Origin of the sequence: Micromonospora sp. A3M-1-15, from assembly GCF_024213425.1 — a bacterium.
Classification (GTDB): domain Bacteria; phylum Actinomycetota; class Actinomycetes; order Mycobacteriales; family Micromonosporaceae; genus Micromonospora; species Micromonospora chersina.
Genome location: NZ_JANAVK010000001.1, coordinates 19,823 through 43,373, shown reverse-complemented (window position 1 = coordinate 43,373; position 23,551 = coordinate 19,823). Strand labels below are relative to the sequence as shown.

24 protein-coding genes are annotated in these 23,551 nt (G+C 73.3%); 23 read left to right on the top strand and 1 reads right to left on the bottom strand.

Features of this window, described 5'->3' with window-relative positions; translation table 11 throughout:
* Positions 1-86 precede the first annotated feature (86 nt).
* From NLX85_RS00230 to pheT, 10 genes are all read left to right on the top strand, one after another.
* Positions 87-350 (top strand): phosphoribosyl-ATP diphosphatase, encoded by a 264-nt coding sequence (locus tag NLX85_RS00230; protein ID WP_189198339.1) that lies wholly within the window; start codon positions 87-89, stop codon positions 348-350.
* 44 nt (positions 351-394) lie between these two features.
* Entirely contained in the window at positions 395-1,240 is an 846-nt protein-coding gene (gene hisG / locus NLX85_RS00225; RefSeq protein WP_254331004.1) for an ATP phosphoribosyltransferase, read from the top strand.
* Positions 1,237-2,199 carry a DMT family transporter gene (locus NLX85_RS00220; RefSeq protein WP_254331003.1) on the top strand — a complete coding sequence of 321 codons (963 nt, stop codon included), beginning with the start codon at positions 1,237-1,239 and terminating at the stop codon, positions 2,197-2,199. Before hisG ends, NLX85_RS00220 begins: the two co-directional genes overlap by 4 nt.
* Before the next feature lie 89 nt (positions 2,200-2,288).
* Complete coding sequence (locus tag NLX85_RS00215; protein WP_254331002.1) at positions 2,289-2,747, top strand: PH domain-containing protein; 459 nt, start codon at positions 2,289-2,291, stop codon at positions 2,745-2,747.
* A gap of 332 nt (positions 2,748-3,079) precedes the next feature.
* Entirely contained in the window at positions 3,080-3,730 is a 651-nt protein-coding gene (gene infC / locus NLX85_RS00210; RefSeq protein ID WP_088970981.1) for a translation initiation factor IF-3, read from the top strand.
* A 19-nt stretch (positions 3,731-3,749) separates the two neighbouring features.
* Entirely contained in the window at positions 3,750-3,944 is a 195-nt protein-coding gene (gene rpmI, locus NLX85_RS00205; RefSeq protein WP_148426695.1) for a 50S ribosomal protein L35, read from the top strand.
* Between the two features lie 32 nt (positions 3,945-3,976).
* Positions 3,977-4,369, top strand: coding sequence for a 50S ribosomal protein L20 (rplT, locus tag NLX85_RS00200; RefSeq protein WP_091263835.1), 393 nt, complete (start codon positions 3,977-3,979; stop codon positions 4,367-4,369).
* Positions 4,370-4,401: 32 nt separating this feature from the next.
* On the top strand, positions 4,402-5,286 hold the full coding sequence (locus NLX85_RS00195) for an RNA methyltransferase (RefSeq protein WP_254331001.1): 885 nt from the start codon (positions 4,402-4,404) through the stop codon (positions 5,284-5,286).
* A 172-nt stretch (positions 5,287-5,458) separates the two neighbouring features.
* Positions 5,459-6,532: a phenylalanine--tRNA ligase subunit alpha gene (gene pheS, locus NLX85_RS00190; RefSeq protein ID WP_254333525.1), complete on the top strand. Its 1,074-nt coding sequence runs from the start codon at positions 5,459-5,461 to the stop codon at positions 6,530-6,532.
* A gap of 40 nt (positions 6,533-6,572) precedes the next feature.
* On the top strand, positions 6,573-9,122 hold the full coding sequence (gene pheT / locus NLX85_RS00185; RefSeq protein ID WP_254331000.1) for a phenylalanine--tRNA ligase subunit beta: 2,550 nt from the start codon (positions 6,573-6,575) through the stop codon (positions 9,120-9,122).
* A 48-nt stretch (positions 9,123-9,170) separates the two neighbouring features.
* On the opposite strand, the gene NLX85_RS00180 is transcribed toward pheT, so the two are convergent.
* A complete protein-coding gene (locus tag NLX85_RS00180; RefSeq protein ID WP_254330999.1) occupies positions 9,171-9,335 on the bottom strand; it encodes a hypothetical protein in 165 nt (54 codons plus the stop codon).
* A 182-nt stretch (positions 9,336-9,517) separates the two neighbouring features.
* On the opposite strand from NLX85_RS00180, the gene NLX85_RS00175 reads away from it, so the two are divergent.
* From NLX85_RS00175 to NLX85_RS00115, 13 genes are all read left to right on the top strand, one after another.
* Positions 9,518-10,729: a nucleotide sugar dehydrogenase gene (locus NLX85_RS00175; protein ID WP_254330998.1), complete on the top strand. Its 1,212-nt coding sequence runs from the start codon at positions 9,518-9,520 to the stop codon at positions 10,727-10,729.
* Positions 10,726-11,526, top strand: coding sequence for a glycosyltransferase family 2 protein (locus tag NLX85_RS00170; RefSeq protein ID WP_254330997.1), 801 nt, complete (start codon positions 10,726-10,728; stop codon positions 11,524-11,526). The genes NLX85_RS00175 and NLX85_RS00170 overlap by 4 nt, the downstream gene beginning before the upstream one ends.
* 8 nt (positions 11,527-11,534) lie before the next feature.
* Positions 11,535-12,560, top strand: a complete 1,026-nt coding sequence (locus NLX85_RS00165; protein ID WP_254330996.1) for an NAD(P)-dependent oxidoreductase — start codon at positions 11,535-11,537, stop codon at positions 12,558-12,560.
* Positions 12,561-12,849: 289 nt separating this feature from the next.
* Positions 12,850-13,920, top strand: coding sequence for an ABC transporter substrate-binding protein (locus NLX85_RS00160; RefSeq protein ID WP_254330995.1), 1,071 nt, complete (start codon positions 12,850-12,852; stop codon positions 13,918-13,920).
* The gene (locus NLX85_RS00155; RefSeq protein ID WP_254330994.1) at positions 13,917-15,338 is read left to right on the top strand and encodes a hypothetical protein; all 1,422 of its coding nucleotides are present in this window, start codon (positions 13,917-13,919) and stop codon (positions 15,336-15,338) included. Before NLX85_RS00160 ends, NLX85_RS00155 begins: the two co-directional genes overlap by 4 nt.
* A complete protein-coding gene (locus tag NLX85_RS00150; RefSeq protein WP_254330993.1) occupies positions 15,335-16,513 on the top strand; it encodes an MFS transporter in 1,179 nt (392 codons plus the stop codon). Before NLX85_RS00155 ends, NLX85_RS00150 begins: the two co-directional genes overlap by 4 nt.
* A gap of 92 nt (positions 16,514-16,605) precedes the next feature.
* Positions 16,606-17,607: an N-acetyl-gamma-glutamyl-phosphate reductase gene (gene argC, locus NLX85_RS00145; RefSeq protein ID WP_254330992.1), complete on the top strand. Its 1,002-nt coding sequence runs from the start codon at positions 16,606-16,608 to the stop codon at positions 17,605-17,607.
* Between the two features lie 55 nt (positions 17,608-17,662).
* Positions 17,663-18,835 carry a bifunctional glutamate N-acetyltransferase/amino-acid acetyltransferase ArgJ gene (gene argJ, locus NLX85_RS00140; RefSeq protein WP_254330991.1) on the top strand — a complete coding sequence of 391 codons (1,173 nt, stop codon included), beginning with the start codon at positions 17,663-17,665 and terminating at the stop codon, positions 18,833-18,835.
* Complete coding sequence (argB, locus tag NLX85_RS00135; RefSeq protein WP_254330990.1) at positions 18,832-19,719, top strand: acetylglutamate kinase; 888 nt, start codon at positions 18,832-18,834, stop codon at positions 19,717-19,719. Before argJ ends, argB begins: the two co-directional genes overlap by 4 nt.
* Positions 19,716-20,915: an acetylornithine transaminase gene (locus tag NLX85_RS00130; RefSeq protein ID WP_254330989.1), complete on the top strand. Its 1,200-nt coding sequence runs from the start codon at positions 19,716-19,718 to the stop codon at positions 20,913-20,915. Before argB ends, NLX85_RS00130 begins: the two co-directional genes overlap by 4 nt.
* A complete protein-coding gene (gene argF, locus NLX85_RS00125) occupies positions 20,912-21,835 on the top strand; it encodes an ornithine carbamoyltransferase (protein WP_254330988.1) in 924 nt (307 codons plus the stop codon). The genes NLX85_RS00130 and argF overlap by 4 nt, the downstream gene beginning before the upstream one ends.
* On the top strand, positions 21,832-22,347 hold the full coding sequence (locus NLX85_RS00120) for an arginine repressor (RefSeq protein WP_254330987.1): 516 nt from the start codon (positions 21,832-21,834) through the stop codon (positions 22,345-22,347). The genes argF and NLX85_RS00120 overlap by 4 nt, the downstream gene beginning before the upstream one ends.
* Positions 22,344-23,549, top strand: a complete 1,206-nt coding sequence (locus NLX85_RS00115; protein WP_254330986.1) for an argininosuccinate synthase — start codon at positions 22,344-22,346, stop codon at positions 23,547-23,549. The genes NLX85_RS00120 and NLX85_RS00115 overlap by 4 nt, the downstream gene beginning before the upstream one ends.
* Positions 23,550-23,551: the final 2 nt, after the last annotated feature.

Sequence of the window (23,551 nt, the reverse complement as noted above, 5' to 3'; positions counted from 1 at the left end):
GGATTGCGTCCACCATGTGGTCTGCGTCCCGCCGCGCCGGACCCGGGCCGAGTGGTCACCCGGGGCGGCTGGAAGAATCGCCTTCCGTGAAGACGTTCGAGGAGTTGTTCGCCGAGCTGCAGGCCAAGGCCGCCGCCGGCACCCCGGGCTCGGGCACGGTCGCCGCTCTGGAGAAGGGCGTGCACTTCATCGGCAAGAAGGTCGTCGAGGAGGCGGCCGAGTCGTGGATGGCCGCCGAGCACGAGGGCCCGGAGCGGGCCGCGGAGGAGATCTCCCAGCTGCTCTACCAGGCCCAGGTGCTGATGCTGGCCACCGGTCTCGACCTGAAGGACGTCTACCGACATCTGTGAGTGCCCCGTCCGCTGATCAGTTCATCGATCGAAGGAGCACTCCCATGCTGCGTGTCGCCGTACCCAACAAGGGCGCCCTGGCCGAGTCGGCCGCCGGGATGCTGCGCGAGGCGGGCTACCGCCAGCGCACCGACCCGAAGGACCTGGTCTGCCGGGACGAGCCCAACGACATCGAGTTCTTCTACCTGCGCCCCAAGGACATCGCCACCTACGTCGGCTCCGGGGACCTGGACGTCGGCATCACCGGGCGCGACCTGCTGGTCGACTCCGGCGCGCCGGCCGAGGAGGTCGTCGACCTCACCTTCGGCCGGGCCACCTTCCGGTTCGCCGCCCGCCCCGACGACGTGGACTCGGTCCAGCAGCTCGGCGGGCGCCGGATCGCCACCGCGTACCCGGGGCTGGTCGAGCGGCACCTGGCCGAGCTGGGCGTCAAGGCCGAGGTGATCCGGCTGGACGGCGCGGTGGAGAACGCCATCCGGCTCGGCGTGGCCGACGTGGTCGCCGACGTGGTCGAGACCGGCGCCACCCTCCGCCAGGCCGGCCTCGTGGTCTTCGGCGAGCCGCTGCTGCGTTCCTCCGCGGTGCTGGTCCGCCGGGCCGGCGCCCCCGGCAGTGCCCAGCAGGAGCAGCTGCTGCGCCGGCTGCACGGCGTGCTGGTCGCCCGCCGCTACGTGATGCTCGCCTACGACGTGCCGGCCGGCCTGCTGGACCGGGCCAGCTCGCTCACGCCGGGCATCGAGTCGCCGACGGTCTCCCCGCTGCACCGGGAGGGCTGGGTGGCCGTGCAGGCCATGGTGCTGCGCGACGACGTGCACCGGATCATGGACGAGCTGTACGAGCTGGGCGCCCGGGCCATCCTCGTCACCAACATCCACGCCTGCCGGTTGTGAGGCCGCTGCCGGTCCCGGCCGCCCTGGCCGTGGTCGTCCTCGGCGGGGTGGCCTCGGCCGCGCAGGGCGTGGTCAACGCCGAGCTGGGGGAGCGGGCCGGCGACCCGCTCATCGGCGCGGTGGTCAACAACCTCGGCGGGTCCCTGATCGTGCTGCTCGGTCTGGTCGCCGTCCCCTCGATGCGCGCCGGGCTGGCCGGGCTGCGCCGCTCCGGCCTGCCCTGGTGGGCCTTCCTGGGCGGGCTGGGCGGGGCGGCGATCGTGGTGATCGGCCCGTACGTGGTGCCGGCGCTCGGGGTGGCGATCTTCACGATCGCCCAGGTGGCCGGGGGCAGCCTCGGCGGCCTGGCCGTCGACCGGGCCGGGCTGGCCGCGACGGGCCGGCTGCCGCTCACCGGGCCCCGGGTCGCCGGGGCGCTGCTCGGGATCGCCGCGGTGACCCTGGCCCAGCTCGGCCGTCCGGTCGGTGACCTGGCGGTCGGGCTGGTGCTGCTCTCGGTCGCCGGCGGCCTGGCGGTGGCGTTGCAGTCCGCGCTCAACGGGCGGGTCGCCGCGGCCGTCGGCCCGGCCGCCGGCCTGGCGGTGAACTTCGCGGTCAGCACCTCGGTGATCGCCGCGGTGGCGGCGCTGGCCGGCGCGCTGGCCCACCACCCGAGCTGGCCCACCCAGTGGTGGCTCTACGTCGGCGGCCTGTTCGGCGTCGGCATCGTGCTGGCGCTGCTGGTCGGCGTCCGCGCCGCCGGGGTGCTGCGCACCGGCCTGGCGCTGGTGGCCGGGCAGCTCGGCGGGGCCCTGCTGCTGGACGTGGCGGTGCCCGGCGGTCCCGGGGTGCGCCTGCCCGTGCTGGCGGGGGCGGTGCTCACCGGGGTGGCGGTGCTGGTGGCGGGCCGGGGCCGGCGCGCGCCGCGGCGCGTGGCGGCGGAACGCGAGCCCGAGCCGGATGGCAGACTGGTTCCGTGAGCGAGCGGAGCGAGCGAACCAGCAGGCTCAGCAGCGCGGCGCCTCGCGCCGGCGCGGAGCGAAGCGAGGCGGCGGTTCGAGGCGATTCTGTGGTGACCGTGCGGCCGCGGCGGGTCCGGGTGGTCTGCTGGGCGTCGGCCGTCACGCTGCTGGTGGTGTTCAGCCTGGTGGCCACCTCCCTGACCGGCGCGACAGGCGACGGCTACGGCTCGTTCCAGCGGGGCGACCAGCTCGCCATGGTGGGGCTGGGCGTCTTCGGGGCCCTCGGCTTCCTGCTCTTCACCCGTCCCCGGGTGGTGGCCGACGCCCGGGGTGTCCGGGTCCGCAACGTGATCGGCTCGTACGAGCTGCCCTGGGAGGTGATCCGCGGGGTCCGGTTCGACCGGGGCGCTCCGTGGGCCAGCCTGGAGCTGCACGACGACGACCTGCTGCCGATGGTCGCCCTCCAGGCCGCCGACAAGGAGCGCGCCGTCGAGGCGGTCCGTGCCCTGCGCCGCCTGCACCAGGCCCAACTGGCCGCCCTGGCCGACGCGGCCACGCCGCGCTGACCGCCCCGCCGCGCCCCGGCCCGGCCGGTTTGGGGTGGGCTGGGGCGAGGGTGTAGTGTTGCGGAGTCGACCAGACTGCCCTCCGGGCGGTCCTGAAGCGGAGCGCCTGCTCCCACCCGAGTCGCCCACCGTAGGTGGCCGGGTCCCGGTCTCCCGGTTCCGGGCACGTCCCGGTCCCGGATGCGCGATCCTGTGATCGTGCCGACCGGTCGAGTGGGCCCTGGCATGCGCCGGGGCCTTCTGCTTTCCGGGTCGGCTCCCGTCCGGGAGCCCGCGGAGTCGGCACCACGGAAGACTCGACTCGAGGAGGCCCCATCAGCGTCGAACCACGCGTGAACGAGCAGATCCGGGCACGTGAGGTCCGACTGGTCGGCCCTGAGGGTGAGCAGGTGGGCATCGTCCCGCTGGAGCGCGCCCTGCAGCTGGCCGCGGACGTCGACCTGGACCTGGTCGAGGTTGCGCCGATGGCGCGCCCGCCGGTGTGCAAGCTCATGGACTTCGGCAAGTTCAAGTACGAGAGCGCACTCAAGGCGCGCGAAGCGCGGCGTAACCAGCAGCAGACCGTCATCAAGGAGATGAAGCTCCGGCCGAAGATCGACCCGCACGACTACGAGACCAAGAAGGGTCACGTGGTGCGGTTCCTCAAGGCCGGCGACAAGGTCAAGGTGACGATCATGTTCCGCGGTCGCGAGCAGAGCCGCCCGGAGCTGGGTTACCGGCTCCTGCGCCGGCTCGAGTCCGAGATCACGGACCTGGGATACGTCGAGGCCGCTCCGAAGCAGGACGGTCGAAACATGATCATGGTTCTCGCTCCGCACCGGGCCGTGAAGGCCTCCGCGGTCGCCGCCACGGCGTCCCGCGGCGGGCCCCGCGACCGGGCCGCGGAGGAGTCGGCCGCCCCGGCAGGTGGCGAGACCCCGGCGGCCGGCGAGACCGCAGCAGCCGGCGAGACCGGCACGACCGCTGACACCAGCGGCCAGTAACAGGGGAGAGACGTTCCACATGCCGAAGATGAAGAGCCACACGGGTATGGGCAAGCGGGTCAAGGTGACCGGCAAGGGCAAGATCGTTGCCCAGCAGGCCGGCCTCCGCCACAACCTGGAGAAGAAGCCTTCCACCCAGACCCGGCGGCTGACCGGCACCGTTGAGCTGGCCAAGGCCGAAACCAAGCGCATCAAGAAGCTGCTCGGCCGCTGACGCGCGCCACCTGAACCGAAGAAGGAGTTGAGATGGCACGCGTCAAGCGGGCTGTTAACGCCCAGAAGAAGCGTCGTACCCTGCTGGAGACCGCGAGCGGCTACCGCGGTCAGCGCTCCCGGCTCTACCGCAAGGCCAAGGAGCAGGTGCTGCACTCGATGCAGTACTCCTACCGGGACCGTCGCGACCGCAAGGGCGACTTCCGGCAGCTCTGGATCCAGCGGATCAACGCCGGCGCCCGGGCCAACGGCCTGACCTACAACCGGCTGATCCAGGGCCTGCGCCTGGCCGGCATCGAGGTCGACCGCAAGATCCTGGCCGACCTGGCCGTCAACGACGCCGCGGCGTTCGCCGCGATCGTCGAGCTGGCCCGCGCCGCCGTGGCGGCCGAGGGCACCGGTGGCGCCGCGGCCCAGGCCGCCTGATCCACCCGCACCAGCAGATCGAGGCGTCTCCCATGCCGACAGCACCGCACGGGAGGCGCCTCGACGCTGTCCCCGGCCCGTTCACCCCGCGTACCCCGCGGGTGGTCGCCGCCCGCCGGCTCCAGCGCCGGCGGGACCGGGAGGCCACCGGCCGGTTCCTGGCCGAGGGACCGCAGGCCGTCCGCGAGGCGCTGGCCCGCGCCGGCACCGTGGTCGAGCTGTTCGGCACCCCGGCCGCCCTGGACCGGCACGCCGACCTCGCGGCGCAGGCGGCCCGCGCCGACGTGCCGGTCTCCGAGGTCACCGACGAGGCCCTCGCCGCGCTCGCCGAGACCGTCGCCCCGCAGGGGCTGGTCGCCGTCTGCCGGCACCTCGACGTACCCCTGGATTCCGCCCTGGCGCGCGGACCGCGCCTGGTCGCGGTGCTCGCCGAGATCCGCGACCCGGGCAACGCCGGGACCGTGCTGCGCACCGCCGACGCGGCCGGCGCCGGCGCGGTGATCTTCGCCGGCGACGCCGTCGACCCCTACAACGGCAAGTGCGTGCGGGCCTCCGCCGGCAGCCTGTTCCACGTCGACGTGGTCCGCGCCACCGGGCCGGTCGCCGTGGTCGCCGCGCTGCGGGCCGCCGGGCTCACCGTCCTGGCCACGACGGGGTACGGCGACAGCGACCTCGACGACCTCGCCGACGCCGGCCGGCTCGCCGCCCCGACCGCCTGGCTCTTCGGTTCGGAGGCGCACGGGCTGCCCGAGGAGCTGACCGCCGCGGCCGACGCCCGGGTGCGGGTGCCGCTGCACGGGCGCGCCGAGAGCCTGAACCTGGCTGCGGCCGCGGCCGTCTGCCTGTACGCTTCAGCCAGAGCTCTGCGCCGACCCGCGGGTCCGCGTGGACACACAGCAGGGGAGTCAGCCGGATGATGAACGCGCCACGGCGTTCGTTTAGCCAGCCCGCCGGTGTCGGCGGGCGGCGGGCCTGACCCTTCCTCCTGCGCGAAACTCCCACCGGCGGGCTGCGGCGAAGCCGCGCGTCCGTAGACTCGCCTAGCCGCCCGTGAGGGCCGGCGCCGCCGTGAGGGAGTGCCCGTACGCCATGAGCTACCGCAACGATCCGTACGACCCGAAGCAGGTCGCCCTGCTCGACCCGGACGCCCTGGCCGCGGCCGTGGCCGACGCCGAGAAGGCGTTCGCCGCGGCCGCCGACCCGGACGCGCTGACCGCGCTGCGCCCCGCGCACCTCGGGGACCGGTCCCCGGTGTCGCTCGCGCGCCGGGAGATCGGCGCGCTGCCGCCGGCCGCCAAGTCCGACGCCGGCAAGCGGGTCAACGAGGCCCGCCGTGCCATCGAGACCGCGTACGCGGCCCGGCAGGAGATCCTGGAGCGCGAGCAGGCCGAGCGGGTGCTGGTCGAGGAGCGGGTCGACGTGACCCTGCCCTACGCCCGGCGGCCGCGCGGCGCCCGCCACCCGCTGAGCACCCTCATGGAGCAGATCAGCGACCTGTTCATCGGGATGGGCTACGAGGTGGCCGAGGGCCCCGAGGTCGAGCTGGAGTGGACCAACTTCGACGCGCTGAACATCCCCGCCGACCACCCGGCGCGCGGCCTCATGGACACCTTCCACATCGCACCCCCGGCCGGTGCGGAGAGCTCGGGCCTTGTTCTTCGCACCCACACCTCGCCGGTGCAGGCGCGCACCATGCTGACCCGCAAGCCGCCCATCTACGTGGTGGTGCCCGGCCGGGTCTACCGCACCGACGAGCTGGACGCCACCCACGCCCCGGTCTTCCACCAGGTCGAGGGCCTCGTGGTCGACAAGGGCATCACCATGGCGCACCTGCGCGGCACGCTCGACCACTTCGCCCGGGCCATGTTCGGCGAGGGCGCGAAGACCCGGTTCCGGCCGCACTACTTCCCGTTCACCGAGCCGTCCGCCGAGTTCGACGTGTGGTTCCCGGAGCACCGGGACGGTCCGCAGTGGGTCGAGTGGGGCGGCTGCGGCATGGTGAACCCGCGGGTGCTGCGCGCCTGCGGCATCGACCCGGAGGTCTACTCCGGATTCGCCTTCGGCATGGGCATCGACCGGACCGTGATGTTCCGGCACGGGGTCAGCGACATGCGGGACATGGCCGAGGGCGACGTGCGGTTCACCCGCGCGTTCGGGGTCTGACGGTGCGGGCACGAGTTACGGAGACGGTGGTTTAACAGTCATGCGAGTTTCTGTCAGTTGGCTGCGGGAGCACGTCGACCTCCCGGCCGACCTGCCCACCGGCGACCTGGAGCAGGCGCTTGTCGACCTCGGCATCGAGGTCGACTCCGTGGTGGACCTGCGGGAGACCGTCACCGGCCCGCTGGTGGTCGGTGAGGTGCTGGAGATCGAGGAGCTGACCGGCTTCAAGAAGCCGATCCGGTTCTGCCGGGTGGACGTCGGCGCCGCCAACGGCACCGGCGAGCCGCAGGAGATCGTCTGCGGGGCGCGCAACTTCGCGCAGGGCGACCTGGTCGTGGTGATCCTCCCCGGCGGCGTGCTGCCCGGCGACTTCCACATCGGCGCGCGCAAGACGTACGGGCGCAACTCGAACGGCATGATCTGCTCCGCCAAGGAGCTGGGCCTGGGCGACGACCACTCGGGCATCATCGTGCTGCCCGAGGACACCCCTGCCAAGCCCGGCGACGACGCGCGCCCGGTGGTCGGCCTCGACGACGTCGTGGTCGAGCTGGAGATCACCCCGGACCGCGGGTACGCGCTCAGCGTGCGGGGCCTCGCCCGCGAGCTGTCGCACGCCCTCGGTGTGCCGTTCCGCGACCCGGCCGACCTGCCGGCCCCGGGCGCGACCGCCGAGCCGGCGTACCCCGTCGAGGTGCGCGACACCGTGGGCTGCGACCGGTTCGCCGCCCGGATGGTCCGCGGCGTCGACCCGACCGCGCAGACCCCCGGCTGGATGTCCCGGCGGCTCACCGTGGCCGGCGTCCGCAGCATCTCGCTGCCGGTCGACATCACCAACTACCTGATGCTCGAACTCGGCCAGCCGATGCACGCCTTCGACGCCGACCGGATCAGCGGACCGCTGGTGGTCCGCCGGGCCGAGGCGGGCGAGAAGCTGACCACGCTGGACGGCGTCACCCGCACGCTGGTCGCCGAGGACATGGTGATCTGCGACGACACGGGCCCCATCTCGCTCGCCGCGGTGATGGGCGGCGAGACCAGCGAGGTCGTCGCCTCCACCACCGACGTGCTCTTCGAGGCGGCGCACTGGGACCCGGCCATGGTGGGCCGCACCGCCCGGCGGCACAAGCTGTTCAGCGAGGCGGCCAAGCGCTGGGAGCGGGGCGTCGACCCGGCGCTGCCGCTGGTGGCGCTGGAGAAGGCGGTCCGGCTGCTCACCGAGCACGCGGGCGGCACGGTCGGCGCCGAGGTCCTCGACCTCGACCACGTCCGGCCGCGCACCCCGGTGACCCTGCCGGCGGACCTGCCGACGCGCCGGGTCGGCGTGGCGTACCCGACGGAGCGGGTGGTGGAGCTGCTGGAGCGGGTCGGCTGCACGGTCACCCGGGGCGCCGACCGGCTCGGCGAGGACCCGGGCGAGACCGGTGCCACCGCCGCGGCCGGCGGTGACGTGCTGAGCGTGACCCCGCCGAGCTGGCGGCCCGACCTCACCGACCCGGCCGACCTGGTCGAGGAGGTGGTCCGCCTCGACGGCTACGACCGGGTGCCGTCGGTGCTGCCCACCGCGCCCCCCGGCCGCGGCCTCACCGCGCCGCAGCAGCGCCGCCGGTCGGTCGCCCGGTCGCTCGCCGAGCGCGGGTACGTCGAGGTCCTGGCGCACCCGTTCGTGGCTCCGGAGCTGGCCGACCAGCTCGGCCTGCCGGCCGACGACCCGCGCCGCCCCGCGGTGCGGGTGGCCAACCCGCTGTCCGAGGAGGAGCCGCTGCTGCGCACCACGCTGCTCGGCCCGCTGCTCGGCATCCTCAAGCGCAACGTCGGCCGGGGCCAGCGGGACGTGGCGATCTACGAGATCGGCACGGTGTTCCACCCCCGTCCGGGCGCCGGCGCGCCGCCCGCCATGGGCGTGGACCGGCGCCCGACCGACGAGGAGTTCGCCCGCGCCGACGCGGTGGTGCCGGACCAGCCGCGGCACGTCGCCGTGGCGCTCACCGGCGAGCTGGATCCGGCCGGCTGGTGGGGCGCGGGACGCGCGGCCGGCTGGGCGGACGCCGTCGAGGCCGGCCGGACGGTGCTGGCCGCCGCCGGCATCCCGGCCGACCGGGTCACCGTCCGGGCCGCCGAGCGCGCCCCCTGGCACCCCGGCCGCTGCGCCGAGCTGCTGGTGGACGACACGGTCGTCGGGCACGCCGGTGAGCTGCACCCGACCGTGGTGGCGACGCTGGAGCTGCCCCGGCGGACCAGCGCCATGGAGCTGAACCTGGACGCACTGCCCGCCGCGCCGGTGGTGGCCGGCCCGGCCGTCTCCACCTTCCCGCCCGCCCTCATCGACGTGGCGCTGGTGGTGGACGAGTCGGTCCCGGCCGCCGAGGTGGAGCGGGCCCTCGTCGAGGGCGCCGGCCCGCTGCTGGAGGACGTCCGGCTCTTCGACGTGTACGCGTCCGAGCAGCTCGGCGCGGGCCGCCGGTCGCTGGCGTACAAGCTGACGTTCCGGGCACCGGACCGGACCCTCGCGGGCGAGGAGGCGGTGGCCGCCCGGGACGCGGCGGTTGCCCGGGCCGCGGAACGCTTCGGCGCCACCCTGCGCGGCGCCTGAGCGCACCGGACGGGCCCCGCCCACCGCGGGCGGGGCCCGTTCGCGTGCTCAGCCGGTGCAGGGCAGCGTGATCCGGGAGGAGCCGCCGACGCCCAGCGTGCTCGGGGTGCCCCCGACCGCACGGTGCGCGAGTAGCGGTTGGTCGGCGCGAAGGGTCCGGGCGATCGGGCCGACCACCAGGTCGTTCGGCGCGGCCAGCGCGCCGCCGTCCATGGGCGGCTGTCAATTCGTCGCTCGCCCGCGGTGATCGGGATGTCGCGGAGCGTCAAGGATCGTCCGAAAGGTCAGCGGCGACGGCATCTTCGGCTACCCACGGGTCACTTGTGAGCGGTTAACCTGCTTGGATTCCGGCCATCGCCGGGATCACACCCCCGCCACCCCACGGGAGTCCAGCCATGTCCGAGGATCCGGCTCCGCCGCCCATCTCCATCGACGTGTGCATCGTCGGCGGCTGCGGTCGGGTAGGTCTGCCGCTGGGCATCGCATTCGCCTCCCGCGGCCTGTCCGTCGTGCTGTACGACATCAACGCCGACGCGGTGGCCACGGTGAACGCCGGCATCCTGCCCTTCGCCGAGCCGGACGCCGCCGAGCCGCTCGCCGAGGCGGTGGCCGCCGGCCGGCTGCGGGCCAGCACCGACCCGGTCAGCGTCGGCGCCTCCGAGCACCTGGTCGTGGTCGTCGGCACTCCTGTCGACGAGCACCTGAACCCGGACCTGGGTGCGGTGCCCCGGGCGCTCGAGCGCTGCGCCGAGCACCTGCGCGACGGGCAGCTGGTGGTGCTGCGCAGCACCGTCTACCCGGGGGTGACGGCGCTGACGGAGAAGCTCCTGGTCGGCAAGGGCATCCGGGCCGACGTGGCGTTCTGCCCGGAGCGGATCGCCGAGGGTCGGGCGATGACGGAGCTGTTCACGCTGCCGCAGATCGTCGCCGCCCGTACGCCGCACGCCCTCGACCGGGCGGAGAAGCTCTTCCGGCACCTGACCGAGGAGATCGTGCCGCTCGAGCCGGAGGAGGCCGAGCTGGCGAAGCTGTTCACCAACACCTGGCGGTACATCAAGTTCGCCACCGCGAACCAGTTCTGGATGATGGCCAACGACTTCGGGCTCGACTTCGCCCGCATCCGGCACGCGGTCGCGCACGACTACCCGCGGGCCGCCGATCTGCCGATGCCCGGTTTCGCCGCCGGCCCCTGCCTGTTCAAGGACACCATGCAGCTGGCCGCGTTCAACCGGAACAACTTCGTGCTCGGCCACTCCGCGATGCTGATCAACGAGGGGCTGCCCCTCTACCTGGTGTCCCGCCTCGAAGACCGGTTCGATCTTGCGGATCTGACGGTGGGCATCCTCGGGATGGCGTTCAAGGGCGGCAGCGACGATCCGCGGGAGAGTCTCGCGTACAAGCTGCGCAAGATCCTCGCGTTGAAGACCCGTGAGACGCTCTGCACCGACCCGTACGTCGCCGACGACCGTCTCGTCGACCTGGACGAGGTGCTGCGCCGCGCGGACCTGCTGGTGATCGCCGCTCCGCACGAGCAGTACGCCCGGCTGGAGACCGACCTGCCGGTCATCGACATGTGGGGCCTGACCGGAACCGGGGTGCGGGTATGACGCCGCGGGTGTCGGTGATCGTGCCGGTCTACAACGAGGGCGAGGCGATCCTGCGCTGCCTGGAGCGCATGCTGCGGGAGATGCTGCTGCCGGCCGAGGTGCTGATCGTGCACGACATGCCGGAGGACACCACCGTCCCGTACGTGGAACAGGTCGCCCGCACCGACCCGAGGGTGCGGGCGGTGCTCAACACCTACGGCCGGGGCCCGGCGAACGCCATCCGGTTCGGCATCGACGCGGCGCTCGCCCCGGTCGTGGTGGTGACGATGGCCGACGGCTGTGACGACCCGCGCCAGATCGACGAGCTGGCCCGGCTGGTGGACCGCGGCGTGGTGGTCGCGGCCGCGTCCCGCTACATGCCGGGCGGCCAGCAGGTGGGCGGGCCGCGGCTGAAGCGGATGATGTCCCGCTGGGCGGGGCGCAGCCTGTACACGTTCGCCCGGGTCGGTACCCGGGACGCCACCAACAGTTTCAAGGCGTATGACACCGCGTTCGTCCGCGAGGTGGGCATCGAGTCGCGGACCGGCTTCGAGATCGGGCTCGAGTTGACCGCCAAGGCCAACCGGCTGCGCCTGCCGGTCGCCGAGATACCCACGATCTGGTTGGATCGGCCGCTCGGGGAGTCCCACTTCGACCTGGGTCGGTTCCTCCCCGGTTACCTGCGCTGGTACTTCTTCGCCTACGGTCGACGACTGAACCGGGAGACGCTGGCGGCCCGGGCGGCCGGCTCGCGGTCGGTTCCGGCGCCGCCGCCGCGCGCACCGCACGACAGCACCGAGTACGAGAAGACCGCATAGGAGCGCACGTGGCGAAAGTCCTGGTAACTGGCTCGGCCGGCTTCATCGGCGGCTACCTGGTGCAGGAGTTGCTGGGCCGGGGCCACGAGGTCGTCGGGATCGACAACTTCTCCAAGTACGGCCCGGTCACGCACAGCTACGACGACCACCCGCGGTTCCGGTTCGTCGAGGGCGACGCGCGGGACGCAGACCTGCTGACCACGCTGCTGGACGGCTGTGACCACCTGGTCGCGGGTGCGGCGATGATCGGCGGCATCTCCTACTTCCACGCGTACGCCTACGACCTGCTCGCGACCAACGAGCGGATCATGGCGGCCACCTGCGACGCGGCCATCCGTGCACATCGGGACGGCCGGCTGGCGAAGGTCACCTACCTCTCCTCCTCGATGGTCTTCGAGTCCACCGAGCACTGGCCGAGCAGGGAGGGCGACGAGCGGCGCATCCCACCGCCACTGTCGTCGTACGGGTTCCAGAAGCTGGCCGTGGAGTACTACGCCCGGGCCGCCTGGGAGCAGTACCGGCTGCCGTACACGATCGTGCGGCCGTTCAACTGCGTCGGCGTGGGGGAGGGGCGCGCGCTCGGCCAGGTCGAGGTGCTCTCCGGCAACGTCAAGCTGGCCATGTCGCACGTGGTGCCCGACCTGGTGCAGAAGATCGTCAAGGGGCAGGACCCGCTGCACATCCTCGGCGAGGGCGGCCAGGTGCGGCACTACACCTACGGCGGGGACCTGGCCCGGGGCATCGCCACCGCGATCGAGCATCCGGCGGCCCACAACGAGGACTTCAACCTCTCCACCGCCGAGTCGACAAGCGTGCTGGAGTTGGCCGAGCTCATCTGGCGCAAGATCAAGGGCCCGGACGTGCCATTCCGGCACGTCTCCGACGAACCCTTCCAGTACGACGTGCAGAAGCGGGTGCCGGACGTGACCAAGGCCCGCGAGGTGCTCGGCTTCACCGCCACCACCTCGCTGGACGCGATGCTCGACGAGGTCATCCCGTGGGTGACCCGGGCGGTCGAGGAGGGCCGCCTCTGACGTCCGCCGTTCGTCCCCGCACGGCCCGTGTCGCTCTCCGCGACGCGGGCCGTCGGCGTCTCCGGCGCGGTGATCTTCGTCCTGCCCTCATGCCCAGGCGATGCGGTGCATGAACTGGCGGCGGACGGGTCGGTCGGCGGGGATCTCGCGCACCGGGACCGGATGACCGGATCTTGTACGCTACGGGTTCCTCAGACACGGGGCGACACGCGGTGCCGCCAACAACGCCTCGTCCACTCTCTCCGGATGGGAACCCAGTGTGACCCGGAATCCGCGCCAGGTGTCCACAGTGCTCCGACGGCTGCGTACCTGGGGACCGGTGGTGGCGCTGGTCGCGACGGTGCTGGTCGCCGCGGCGATCGTGGCGGTCGGGGTGCGTTCCTCGCCCACGTCGCCGCCCCGGCCGGTGGTGATCTCCAGTGGAGACTGGGCGCCGTTCGTCGGTCCGGACCTGCCGCACGGAGGTCCGATGACCGAGCTGGTCGTCGAGGTCCTCAGCAGGTCCGGCTACCGGCCCGAGGTCCGGTACGCGTCGTCGTGGGCCCTGACCGAGGACCAGCTCGGTTCCGGCGCCTCCATCGGCATGTTCCCCCTGGTGGGCAGCCAGTCGCGACGCGACCGCTTCCTGCTCTCCGACCGGCTCATCGACTTCGAGTACGTCCTGTTCTACGACCGCCGCGAGGGCGAGCCGCGGATCTCCTCCGCCACCGACCTGTCGAGACTGCGGGTGGGCGGCATCGCCGGCTACGACTACTGGGACGAGCTGGATTCCGCGGTGACCGGGCTGGTGGAGTTCGACTCGACGGTGCAGGGCTTCCAGGCGCTGGCCGACGGCAAGATCGACGTGCTCGCCGAGGGGCTGCTGTCCGGGCAGGCGGCGCTGGCCGATCCCTCCCTGGCCGCCGACGCGGGGGACTTCGGCCACCTGCGCGGCGACGACCCGCTGGTGCACTCGGTCGAGGGCCTGTACTTCATGATGCCGAAGACCCGTGAGGCCGCCACCGTGATGCGGGAGTTCAACGCGGAGCTGGCACAGATGCGCCGGAGCAGGGACTACGAGGAGATCGTCGCCGAGCTGGAGCCGTCGGCGACACAGGAGGTGACACTGGAGCCCACCACCGACGGCGGGCTGGTGGAGCTGCTCGACGACAGGGGCGACGTGCTGCTGCTGGCGCCCCGGGGCACGCGGGCCCGGGTGATCAGCTGGCCGGAGGCGTTCGTCAGCTCCGCCCGTACCCCGGCCGCCCGTGCCCCGGCGAAACGGATCCTGGTGCCGGTGAAGATCACGAACGGTCCGGCGCAGGGGCGGGCGCTGTACGTCGACGCCCGGGCCCTGCTGCTCACGCCGGAGGGGTCGTGACCCAGCTCCGGATCCTCGCCCCGGTGGTGGTGGACTACTACGCGGTGCCCGGCGCGCCGCTGCGCGACCCCACCGGGTACGCCGACTTCTGGGCCGGGCAGCAACCCGCGGTCGACGACCTGGTCGCGCGGCTGGCGCCCGGCGGCGACGAGGCCGTCCCGCCCCCGGAGGTCGTGCTGGCGCACGTTTGGGCGGTCAGCACGCTGAACCGGTATCGGACGATCAGCGACCACGCGGTGGAGCGGCCGGTGCACGTCCTCGCCGGCACGTTGCGCCCGGAGCACCTGCCGACGGCGCTGTGCGGACGGTCCGACGGCCTGCCCGGGATCGCGGAGATCAGTTTCCGGCTGTACGACCACGGCCTGCTGCTGTTGGAGTTGCTGGCGGACGTCTCGTCGGCGCTCGCCGAGGGTGCCGGCGACGTGCCGGGCAGCCTCGACGACCTCCAGGCTCGCGCGGTGGCGACGGGTGAGCGGGTGGCGCGGGAGACCGTGCGGCGGTACCTGCAACCGGTGCTGGCGCTGCTGCGCCGCGCGGACCCCGACGAGCGGATCATCCTCGCGGCCACCCCGGAGCACGACCCGGTGACCCCGGAGTTCGGCGAGCCGCTGTGGGTCACCCGCAGCCTGGTCGTGGATCCGGGCGAACCGTCCGCCGCGCAGGCGGTGCGGCACTGGCTCAAGGACGTGGTGATCCCGGGGGACGACCGGGCCCCCGCGGACCGGCTGCTCGACGGCGAGGTCAACCACCTGGTCCGCTGGCTGAACTATCTCTTCCTGGACCACACCCGGGTGGGCGGGCGGATGGCGCCCGGCGACCCGTTCCACGACCAGTGGGAGGCGTTGCGCTACGCCCAGGTCTTCTACGGCGTGCTGGACCGGATCGACAACCGGCTGTCGCAGATCCTCGCGGACTCGGCGGCGGCGGGCTCCCGGTGGGAGCTGGAGCGGCTCAAGGGGCAGTTGACCAGCCTGAGCCAGCGGGCGGAGCTGGCCATCATCGAGCGCCGGGACCTGTCGAAGTACCTCACCCGCGCGGTCCGGGCCGAGATGGACGCGATCCTCGAGTTCTGGGACTACGCCCAGCTCCTGGAGGAGCCGGTACGGTACAAGATCGAAATCTGTTCCCGGCGGCTGGCGGAGTTGGCCGCCCGGCGGACGGCCCGGTCCGCGATGTTCACCGACCTCATCCTCCTGGGCATCGCCATGACCTCGGTCCTCGGCACGGCCCTGGCGTTGACCGAGTTCGGGCGGTCGATCGCCAGCGACCCGGAAATGGCGGCCTACGACCTGGGGCGGTCCGGCCTGGTGGACTGGGTCGCGGCGCAGCCGGCGGATGCGATCCTGGTCAGCTCCGGGGTGGTGTCGGCGTTGCTGGTGACCCTCTACCTCTTCTTCCGCCGCGACAAGAGCTCATGAGAGCGGCGCTGCGGAGCCGGCCGATCCGCACGTTCATCGTCACCCAGTTCCTGCTCGAGGTGCAGTTCTGGTTTCCGATCTGGCTCATCTACCTGCTGGATCTCGGGTTCCCGCTGACCACGGCGGTGCTCGCCGACGGGGTCTTCCGGATCGTCTCGGTCCTCTGCGAGTTCCCGGTCGGGGCGCTCGCGGACCTGCTGGGGCGGCGGCGCACGTACCTGGCACTGGCCGGTGGCTCGGTGGTCACGTTCGTGCTGATCACTCAGATCCACTCGGTGCGGATGTTGTTCGCGGCCTGGATCCTCTGGGGAGTGCTCTGGGCCCTGACGTCCGGGGCGGCCAGCACGTACCTGTACGAACTCTGCACCCGGGGCGACCGGGAGATCGACCCGTCGAAGGCGTTCGGCCTGTCGCGGGCGGCCGGCAACGTGTCGGTGCTGCTCTCGCTGCTGGCTGCCGGCTACCTGTACGAGGCGGACCCGCGGCTGCCGTTCGCGGTCACGGCCGCCCTGGCCGCAGGCGCCTTCCTGCTCGCGCTCACCCTGCCCGAGATCACCGGGCCGCGGCTGGTGGCCCGGCTGTCCTCGGTGCTGGCGGGGGTCCGGGGCGCGATGGCCGAGGTTCGCGTCCGGCAGGCGGTCTGGCTGGGGGCTCTGCTGCTGCTGTTCGGCTGGAGCGCGCGGATCCTGTTCCAGCCGCTGGCGCTGGAACTGGGCCTGCCGGCCCAGGTCACCGGCTGGATGTACGCCGCCTTCGCGGCGGCCTCCGTGCTGGGTGGGCTGGCCGCCGGACACCTGGGCATGCGACACCGCAGAACGGCGCTGACCTGCGCGTTCCTTCTGGTGCTCGGCGCCCTGGCCGCGCTCAGCCAGGCCGCGCGGCTGGGCCCGTTCGTGTTCCTGCCGGTGATGGGCTTCGGATACGCCCTCGGCATGACGCTGCTGGAGGTGTTTACCAACGAGGTCAGCCCCCGGCCGGTCCGCGCCATGATCTTCGGCCTGGTCTCCTGCCTGGCCGGCGTCGGCATCGCGCTGGCCCGCCCCTTCCTCGGCGTGCTGGCGGAGACCCACTCCACCCCGTACGCCGCCGGGATCTGGGCCGGGTTCGGTGTCGCGGTGGTGGCCCTGGCGCTGTGGAAGATCCGGAAACTGCCGGGGCGGCCGCCGGCGCACTGACCATGCATGTTTGGTCATGCTGAGCACTGCATAGACTTGCAGTCGCGCCGACCGGGCTGATATCTTCTCTGCATAGTCATGCGGAGGTGAGTATGGGCATCCGAGTCGCGGTCGCCGGCGCGAGCGGGTACGCCGGCGGCGAACTGCTCCGGTTGCTCGCCGGGCACCCCGAGTTCGACCTGGTCGCCGCCACCGCCCACGCCTCGGCCGGCCGGCCCGTCGCCGCCGTACACCCGCAGCTCGCCGGGCTGGACCTGGTGTTCGGGGCGACCGACCCGACCACCCTGGCCGACGCGGACCTGGTCTTCCTGGCCCTGCCGCACGGCCAGTCGGCGGCCCTCGCCGCGGCCCTGCCCGGCCCCGTCAAGGTGGTCGACCTCGGCGCGGACCACCGGCTGCGCGACGCCGACGCCTGGGCCCGCTACTACGGCGGCGACCACGCCGGCGCCTGGACCTACGGGCTGCCCGAACTGCCCGGCCAGCGGGCCGCCGTCGCCGCGGCCGACCGGGTCGCGAACACCGGGTGCTACGCGGTCGCTACCACCCTGGCGCTCGCCCCGCTGATCGCCGCCGGCGCGGTGTTCCCCACCGACGTGGTGGTGGTCGCCGCCTCCGGCACCTCCGGTGCGGGCCGGGCCGCCAAGCCGCACCTGCTCGGCAGCGAGGTGATGGGCGACCTGTCGCCCTACAAGGTCGGCGCCCACCAGCACGTGCCGGAGATCAAGCAGGCCACGGGCGCGACCAGCCTCTCCTTCACCCCGGTCCTGGCGCCCATGCCGCGGGGCATCCTGGCCACCGTCACGGCCGTACCCACCGGCGACGCCGACCCGCGCGAGGCGCTGGCGGCGGCGTACGCCGACGAGCCCTTCGTGCACGTGCTGCCCGAGGGGGCCTGGCCGCACACCGCCGCCACCGCGGGCGGCAACTCCTGCCACCTCCAGGCCACGGTCGACGTCGACTCCGGCCGGGTGGTCGTGGTCAGCGCCATCGACAACCTGGGCAAGGGCGCGGCCGGCCAGGCCGTGCAGAACGCCAACCTGATGTTCGGCCTCCCCGAGACCACCGGCCTTCCTGTTTTTGGAGTGGCACCGTGAGCGCGCGGAGTGCAGCGAAGCGGAGCCCCGCAGTCGCGAGCGAAGGGACGGCTCAGTGACCGTCACCACCCCCCGGGGCTTCCGCGCCGCCGGCGTGGCCGCCGGCCTCAAGGCCAGCGGCGCCGGCGACGTCGCCCTCGTCGTCAACGACGGCCCCGACGCCGGGGTCGCCGGCGTCTTCACCGCCAACCGCGTCAAGGCCGCGCCGGTGCTCTGGACCCAGCAGGTCGTCCGCGGCGGCGTGGTCCGCGCCGTGGTCCTCAACTCCGGCGGCGCCAACGCCTGCACCGGCCCGGCCGGCTTCCAGGACACCCACGCCACCGCCGAGCACACCGCCGCCGTGCTGACCGCCAGCAGCCCCCGGCTCATGGTCGGCGCCGGTGAGGTGGCGGTCTGCTCCACCGGCCTGATCGGCGAGCGCCTGCCCATGGACAAGCTCCTCCCGGGCGTCCGCGGCGCGGTGCGCGGCCTGTCCCGCGACGGCGGCCACCCGGCCGCCGAGGCGATCATGACCACCGACACCCGGTCCAAGACCACCGTGGCCCGGGGGAGCGGCTGGACCGTCGGCGGCATGGCCAAGGGCGCCGGGATGCTCGCCCCGGCCATGGCCACCATGCTCTGCGTGCTCACCACCGACGCGGTGGCCGGGCCGGAGACCCTGGACGCCGCGCTGCGCGCCGCCACCCGGGTCACCTTCGACCGGGTCGACTCCGACGGCTGCATGTCCACAAACGACACGGTGCTGCTGCTGGCCAGCGGCGCCTCCGGCATCGAGCCCAGCGACGCGGAGCTGACCGCCGCGGTGACCGCCGCCTGCCACGACCTGGCCCAGCAGCTCGTCGCCGACGCCGAGGGCGCCACCAAGCAGATCGCCATCGACGTGGTCGGCGCGGCCGACGAGGACGACGCGGTCGAGGTGGGCCGCTCGGTGGCCCGGAACAACCTGGTGAAGACCGCGCTGTTCGGCAACGACCCGAACTGGGGGCGCATCCTCGCCGCCGTGGGCACCACCACCGCCGCGTTCGAGCCGGACGGCGTGGACGTCGCGGTCAACGGGATCTGGGTGTGCCGGGGCGGCGCCGCCGCCGAGGACCGGGCCAAGGTGGACCTCGCCGGGCGCGACGTCACCATCCGAATCGACCTGCACGCCGGCGAGGCGGCCGCGACGATCTGGACCAACGACCTGTCGCACGCGTACGTGCACGAGAACTCGGCCTACTCGACATGAGCCTCACCGCAGACCTCACCCGGGCCCAGGCCAAGGCCGAGACGCTCATCGAGGCCCTGCCCTGGCTGGCCCGCTTCTCCGGGGCCACCGTCGTGGTCAAGTACGGCGGCAACGCCATGGTCGACCCCGAACTCCAGCGGGCGTTCGCCGCGGACATGGTCTTCCTCCGGTACGCCGGCCTCAAGCCCGTCGTCGTGCACGGCGGCGGCCCGCAGATCTCCGCCATGCTCGGCCGGCTCGGCATCGCCAGCGAGTTCAAGGGCGGCCTGCGGGTCACCACGCCCGAGGCCATGGACGTGGTCCGGATGGTCCTCGTGGGGCAGGTCGGCCGCGAGCTGGTGGGGCTGATCAACGCGCACGGCCCGTTCGCCGTCGGCCTCTCCGGCGAGGACGCCGGACTGTTCACGGCGGTGCGCCGCCCCGCGTACGTGGACGGGGAGCCGGTCGACGTCGGGCAGGTCGGCGACGTGGAGTCGGTGGACGTCTCCGCGGTGGCCGACCTCATCGCGGCCGGCCGGATCCCGGTCATCTCCACTGTCGCGCCGGACGTCGACGGGGTGCTGCACAACCTCAACGCCGACACGGCCGCCGCCGCGCTCGCCGTCGCCCTGGACGCCCGCAAGCTGGTCGTCCTCACCGACGTGCCCGGCCTCTACGCCGACTGGCCCGACACGGCCAGCCTCGTCAGCGAGATCACCACCGACGACCTGGCGAAGCTGCTGCCGTCCCTGGAGTCCGGGATGGTCCCGAAGATGGAGGCCTGCCTGCGGGCGGTGCGCGGGGGAGTGCCCGCCGCGCACGTCGTCGACGGCCGGGTCGCCCACTCCACGCTCCTCGAAGTTTTCACGTCGGAAGGGTTCGGAACGATGGTGAGCGCCGGATGAGTGACCTTGTGAAACGCTGGTCCGCGGCCATGATGGACAACTACGGCACCCCGCCGCTGGCGCTCGTGTCCGGCTCCGGCGCCGTCGTGGTCGACGAGACCGGCCGGGAGTACGTCGACCTGCTCGGCGGCATCGCGGTCAACGCCCTCGGCCACGCCCACCCGGCCGTGGTGGCCGCCGTGTCCCGACAGGTCGCCACCCTCGGGCACGTGTCGAACCTGTTCGTCGCCGAACCGCCGGTGGCCCTGGCCGAGCTGCTGCTGGCCCTGGCCGGCCGCCCCGGCCGGGTGTTCCTGGCCAACTCGGGCGCCGAGGCGAACGAGGCCGCGTTCAAGCTCTCCCGGCTCACCGGACGCACCCACGTGGTGGCCACCCACGGCGGCTTCCACGGCCGGACCATGGGCGCCCTGGCGCTCACCGGCCAGCCGGCCAAGGCCGACCCGTTCCGCCCGCTGCCCGGCGAGGTCACCCACGTGCCGTACGGCGACGCCGCCGCCCTGGCCGAGGCGGTCACCGACGCCACCGCCATGGTGATCGTCGAGCCGATCCAGGGCGAGAACGGTGTCGTCGTCCCGCCGCCGGGCTACCTGGCCGAGGCCCGACGGATCACCGCCGCGCACGGCGCGCTGCTGGTGCTCGACGAGGTGCAGACCGGCGTCGGCCGCACCGGGCACTGGTTCGCCCACCAGGCCGAGGGCGTCGAGCCGGACGTCGTCACCCTGGCCAAGGGGCTCGGCGGGGGGCTGCCGCTCGGCGCCTGCCTGGCCTTCGGGCGGGCCGCCGAACTGCTCACGCCCGGCTCGCACGGCACCACGTTCGGGGGAAACCCGGTCAGTTGCGCCGCCGCGCTCGCCGTGGTCGCCACCATTGCCAACGAGGGGCTGCTCGACCACGTGAAGCGGATCGGGGAGCGGCTGCGGCGCGGCGTCGAGGGGCTCGGCCACCCGCTCGTCACCGAGGTCCGCGGCGCCGGCCTGCTGCTGGGCATCGTGCTCGACGCGCCGGTCTCCGGCGCGGTGGCCGGCGCGCTGCGCGAGGCCGGGTTCCTGGTCAACCCGGTGCAGCCGGGCGTGGTCCGGCTCGCCCCGCCGCTGATCCTCACCGCCGAGCAGGCCGACGCCTTCCTCGCCGCGCTGCCCGCCGCCCTGGACGCCGCGGCGCCCGCCCCCACCACCGCCACGGAGGTCCCCGCATGATCCGCCACTTCCTGCGGGACGACGACCTCTCGCCCGCCGAGCAGGCGGCCGTGCTCGACCTGGCCGCCCGGATGAAGGCCGACCGGTTCGCCCACAAGCCGCTCGCCGGGCCGAGGTCGGTGGCGGTGCTCTTCGACAAGCAGAGCCTGCGCACCCGGATCTCCTTCGACGCCGGCATCGCCGAGCTGGGCGGGCACCCGCTCGTGGTGGACACCCAGGTCACCCACTTCGGCCGGGGGGAGACCCTCGGCGACGCCGGCCGGGTGCTGTCCCGCTACGTCGCCGCGATCGTGCTGCGCACCCACGGCGACGACCGGATCGCCGAGGTCGCCGCGCACGCCACCGTGCCGGTGGTCAACGCGCTCACCGACACCTACCACCCCTGCCAGCTCCTCGCCGACCTGCTCACCGTCCGGGAACACTTCGGCGCCACGGCCGGGCGCACCCTGGCGTACGTCGGGGACGCGGCGAACAACATGGCGCACTCGTACCTGCTGGCCGGGGCGACCGCCGGGATGCATGTGCGGATCGCCGGCCCGGCCGCATTCCAGCCGGATCCCGAGATCGTCGCCCGGGCCGAGAAGATCGCCGCCGGCACCGGCGGGTCGGTGCGGGTCGTCACCGACCCGGTCGAGGCGGTCCGCGACGCCGACGTGGTCGCCACCGACACCTGGACCTCGATGGGCCAGGAGTCCGACGGCCAGGACCGGATCACCCCGTTCCTGCCGTACCAGGTCAACGACGCGCTGCTCGGCCACGCCGCGGCCGGCGTCATCGTGCTGCACTGCCTGCCCGCGCACCGGGGCGAGGAGATCACCGACGAGGTGCTCGACGGGCCGCACAGCGCCGTCTTCGACCAGGCGGAGAATCGCCTGCACGCCCAGAAGGCGCTGCTGACCTTTCTCCTGGAGGCATCATGACCGCCCCGCTGACCCGTGCCGCGCGGCACGGCCGCATCGTCGAGCTGATCCGCGACAAGGCCATCCACTCGCAGACCGAGCTGGCCGACCTGCTCGCCGGTGACGGCATCCAGGTCACCCAGGCCACCCTGTCCCGGGACCTCAAGGAACTCGGGGCGGTCACCGCGCGCGGCGGCGACGGGCGGGGCGTCTACCTGATCCCCGAGGACGGCCACCGGCCGCTGCGCGAGGCCGAGGCCGCGCCGGCCCGCCTCGTCCGGCTGCTGCGCGAGCTGCTCAACGGGGTCGACTCCAGCGGCAACATCGCCGTGCTGCGCACCCCGCCGGGCGCAGCCCACTATCTGGCCAGCGCGTTGGACCGAGCGGGCCTGTCCGAGATCGTCGGCACCATCGCCGGCGACGACACCATCCTCGTCGTGGCCCGCGAGGCCGTCGGCGGGGCCGCGTTGGGCGAGAAGCTCGCCGCGTGGGCCCGCCGGGAAGAGAACGTTGAAGGGAGCACCACACCATGACCGAGCGGGTCGTCCTGGCGTACTCCGGGGGTCTCGACACCTCCGTCGCCATTCCCTACCTGGCCGAGCAGACCGGCGCCGAGGTGATCGCGGTCGCGGTCGACGTCGGGCAGGGCGGCGAGGACCTGAACGCCATCCGGCAGCGCGCGCTGGACTGCGGCGCAGTCGAGTCCGAGGTGGTGGACGCGCGCGACGAGTTCGCCGCCGAGTACTGCCTGCCGGCGATCCGGGCCAACGCCCTCTACATGGACCGCTACCCGCTGGTCTCCGCGCTGTCCCGGCCGCTGATCGTCAAGCACCTGGTGGCCGCGGCGCAGAAGCACGGCGGCACCATCGTGTCGCACGGCTGCACCGGCAAGGGCAACGACCAGGTCCGCTTCGAGGTCGGCCTGAACGCGCTCGCCCCCGACCTGAAGATCATCGCGCCGGCCCGGGACTTCGCCTGGACCCGGGACAAGGCGATCGCCTTCGCCGAGGAGAAGGGCCTGCCGATCGACGTGTCGGCGAAGTCGCCGTACTCCATCGACCAGAACCTGTGGGGACGCGCGGTGGAGACCGGCTTCCTGGAGGACATCTGGAACGGTCCCATCGAGGACCTCTACTCGTACACCGCCGACCCGGCCGAGCCGCGCGACGCCGACGAGGTCGTCATCACCTTCGACGCCGGCGTGCCGGTCGCCGTGGACGGCGAGACCGTCACCCCGTACCAGGCGATCCTGGAGCTGAACCGGCGCGCCGGCGCCCAGGGCGTCGGCCGGCTCGACATGGTCGAGGACCGCCTCGTCGGCATCAAGAGCCGCGAGGTGTACGAGGCCCCCGGCGCGATCGCCCTGATCGCCGCCCACCAGGAACTGGAGGCGGTCACCGTCGAGCGGGACCTGGCCCGGTTCAAGCGCGGCGTCGACCAGCGCTGGGGCGAGCTGGTCTACGACGGCCTCTGGTTCTCGCCGCTGAAGAAGTCCCTCGACGCGTTCATCGACGACGCCCAGCAGCACGTCTCCGGCGAGGTGCGGCTCACCCTGCACGGCGGCCGGGCCACCGTCACGGGCCGGCGCTCCGAGGCCAGCCTCTACGACTTCGGCATGGCCACCTACGACACCGGCGACACCTTCGACCAGTCCCTCGCCAAGGGCTTCGTGCAGCTCTGGGGCCTGCCGAGCAAGATGGCCGCCGCGCGGGACGCCCGGCTGGGCGGTTCCTGATC

Bases quoted from the DNA above. Each gene is read 5' to 3' on its own strand.
- hisG (WP_254331004.1), top strand. From the start codon at position 395: ATGCTGCGTGTCGCCGTACCCAACAAGGGCGCCCTGGCCGAGTCGGCC.
- rpmI (WP_148426695.1), top strand. From the start codon at position 3,750: ATGCCGAAGATGAAGAGCCACACGGGTATGGGCAAGCGGGTCAAGGTG.
- rplT (WP_091263835.1), top strand. From the start codon at position 3,977: ATGGCACGCGTCAAGCGGGCTGTTAACGCCCAGAAGAAGCGTCGTACC.
- NLX85_RS00195 (WP_254331001.1), top strand. From the start codon at position 4,402: ATGCCGACAGCACCGCACGGGAGGCGCCTCGACGCTGTCCCCGGCCCG.
- pheS (WP_254333525.1), top strand. From the start codon at position 5,459: ATGAGCTACCGCAACGATCCGTACGACCCGAAGCAGGTCGCCCTGCTC.
- pheT (WP_254331000.1), top strand. From the start codon at position 6,573: ATGCGAGTTTCTGTCAGTTGGCTGCGGGAGCACGTCGACCTCCCGGCC.
- NLX85_RS00180 (WP_254330999.1), bottom strand. From the start codon at position 9,335: ATGGACGGCGGCGCGCTGGCCGCGCCGAACGACCTGGTGGTCGGCCCG.
- NLX85_RS00175 (WP_254330998.1), top strand. From the start codon at position 9,518: ATGTCCGAGGATCCGGCTCCGCCGCCCATCTCCATCGACGTGTGCATC.
- NLX85_RS00170 (WP_254330997.1), top strand. From the start codon at position 10,726: ATGACGCCGCGGGTGTCGGTGATCGTGCCGGTCTACAACGAGGGCGAG.
- NLX85_RS00150 (WP_254330993.1), top strand. From the start codon at position 15,335: ATGAGAGCGGCGCTGCGGAGCCGGCCGATCCGCACGTTCATCGTCACC.
- argC (WP_254330992.1), top strand. From the start codon at position 16,606: ATGGGCATCCGAGTCGCGGTCGCCGGCGCGAGCGGGTACGCCGGCGGC.
- argB (WP_254330990.1), top strand. From the start codon at position 18,832: ATGAGCCTCACCGCAGACCTCACCCGGGCCCAGGCCAAGGCCGAGACG.
- NLX85_RS00130 (WP_254330989.1), top strand. From the start codon at position 19,716: ATGAGTGACCTTGTGAAACGCTGGTCCGCGGCCATGATGGACAACTAC.
- argF (WP_254330988.1), top strand. From the start codon at position 20,912: ATGATCCGCCACTTCCTGCGGGACGACGACCTCTCGCCCGCCGAGCAG.
- NLX85_RS00120 (WP_254330987.1), top strand. From the start codon at position 21,832: ATGACCGCCCCGCTGACCCGTGCCGCGCGGCACGGCCGCATCGTCGAG.
- NLX85_RS00115 (WP_254330986.1), top strand. From the start codon at position 22,344: ATGACCGAGCGGGTCGTCCTGGCGTACTCCGGGGGTCTCGACACCTCC.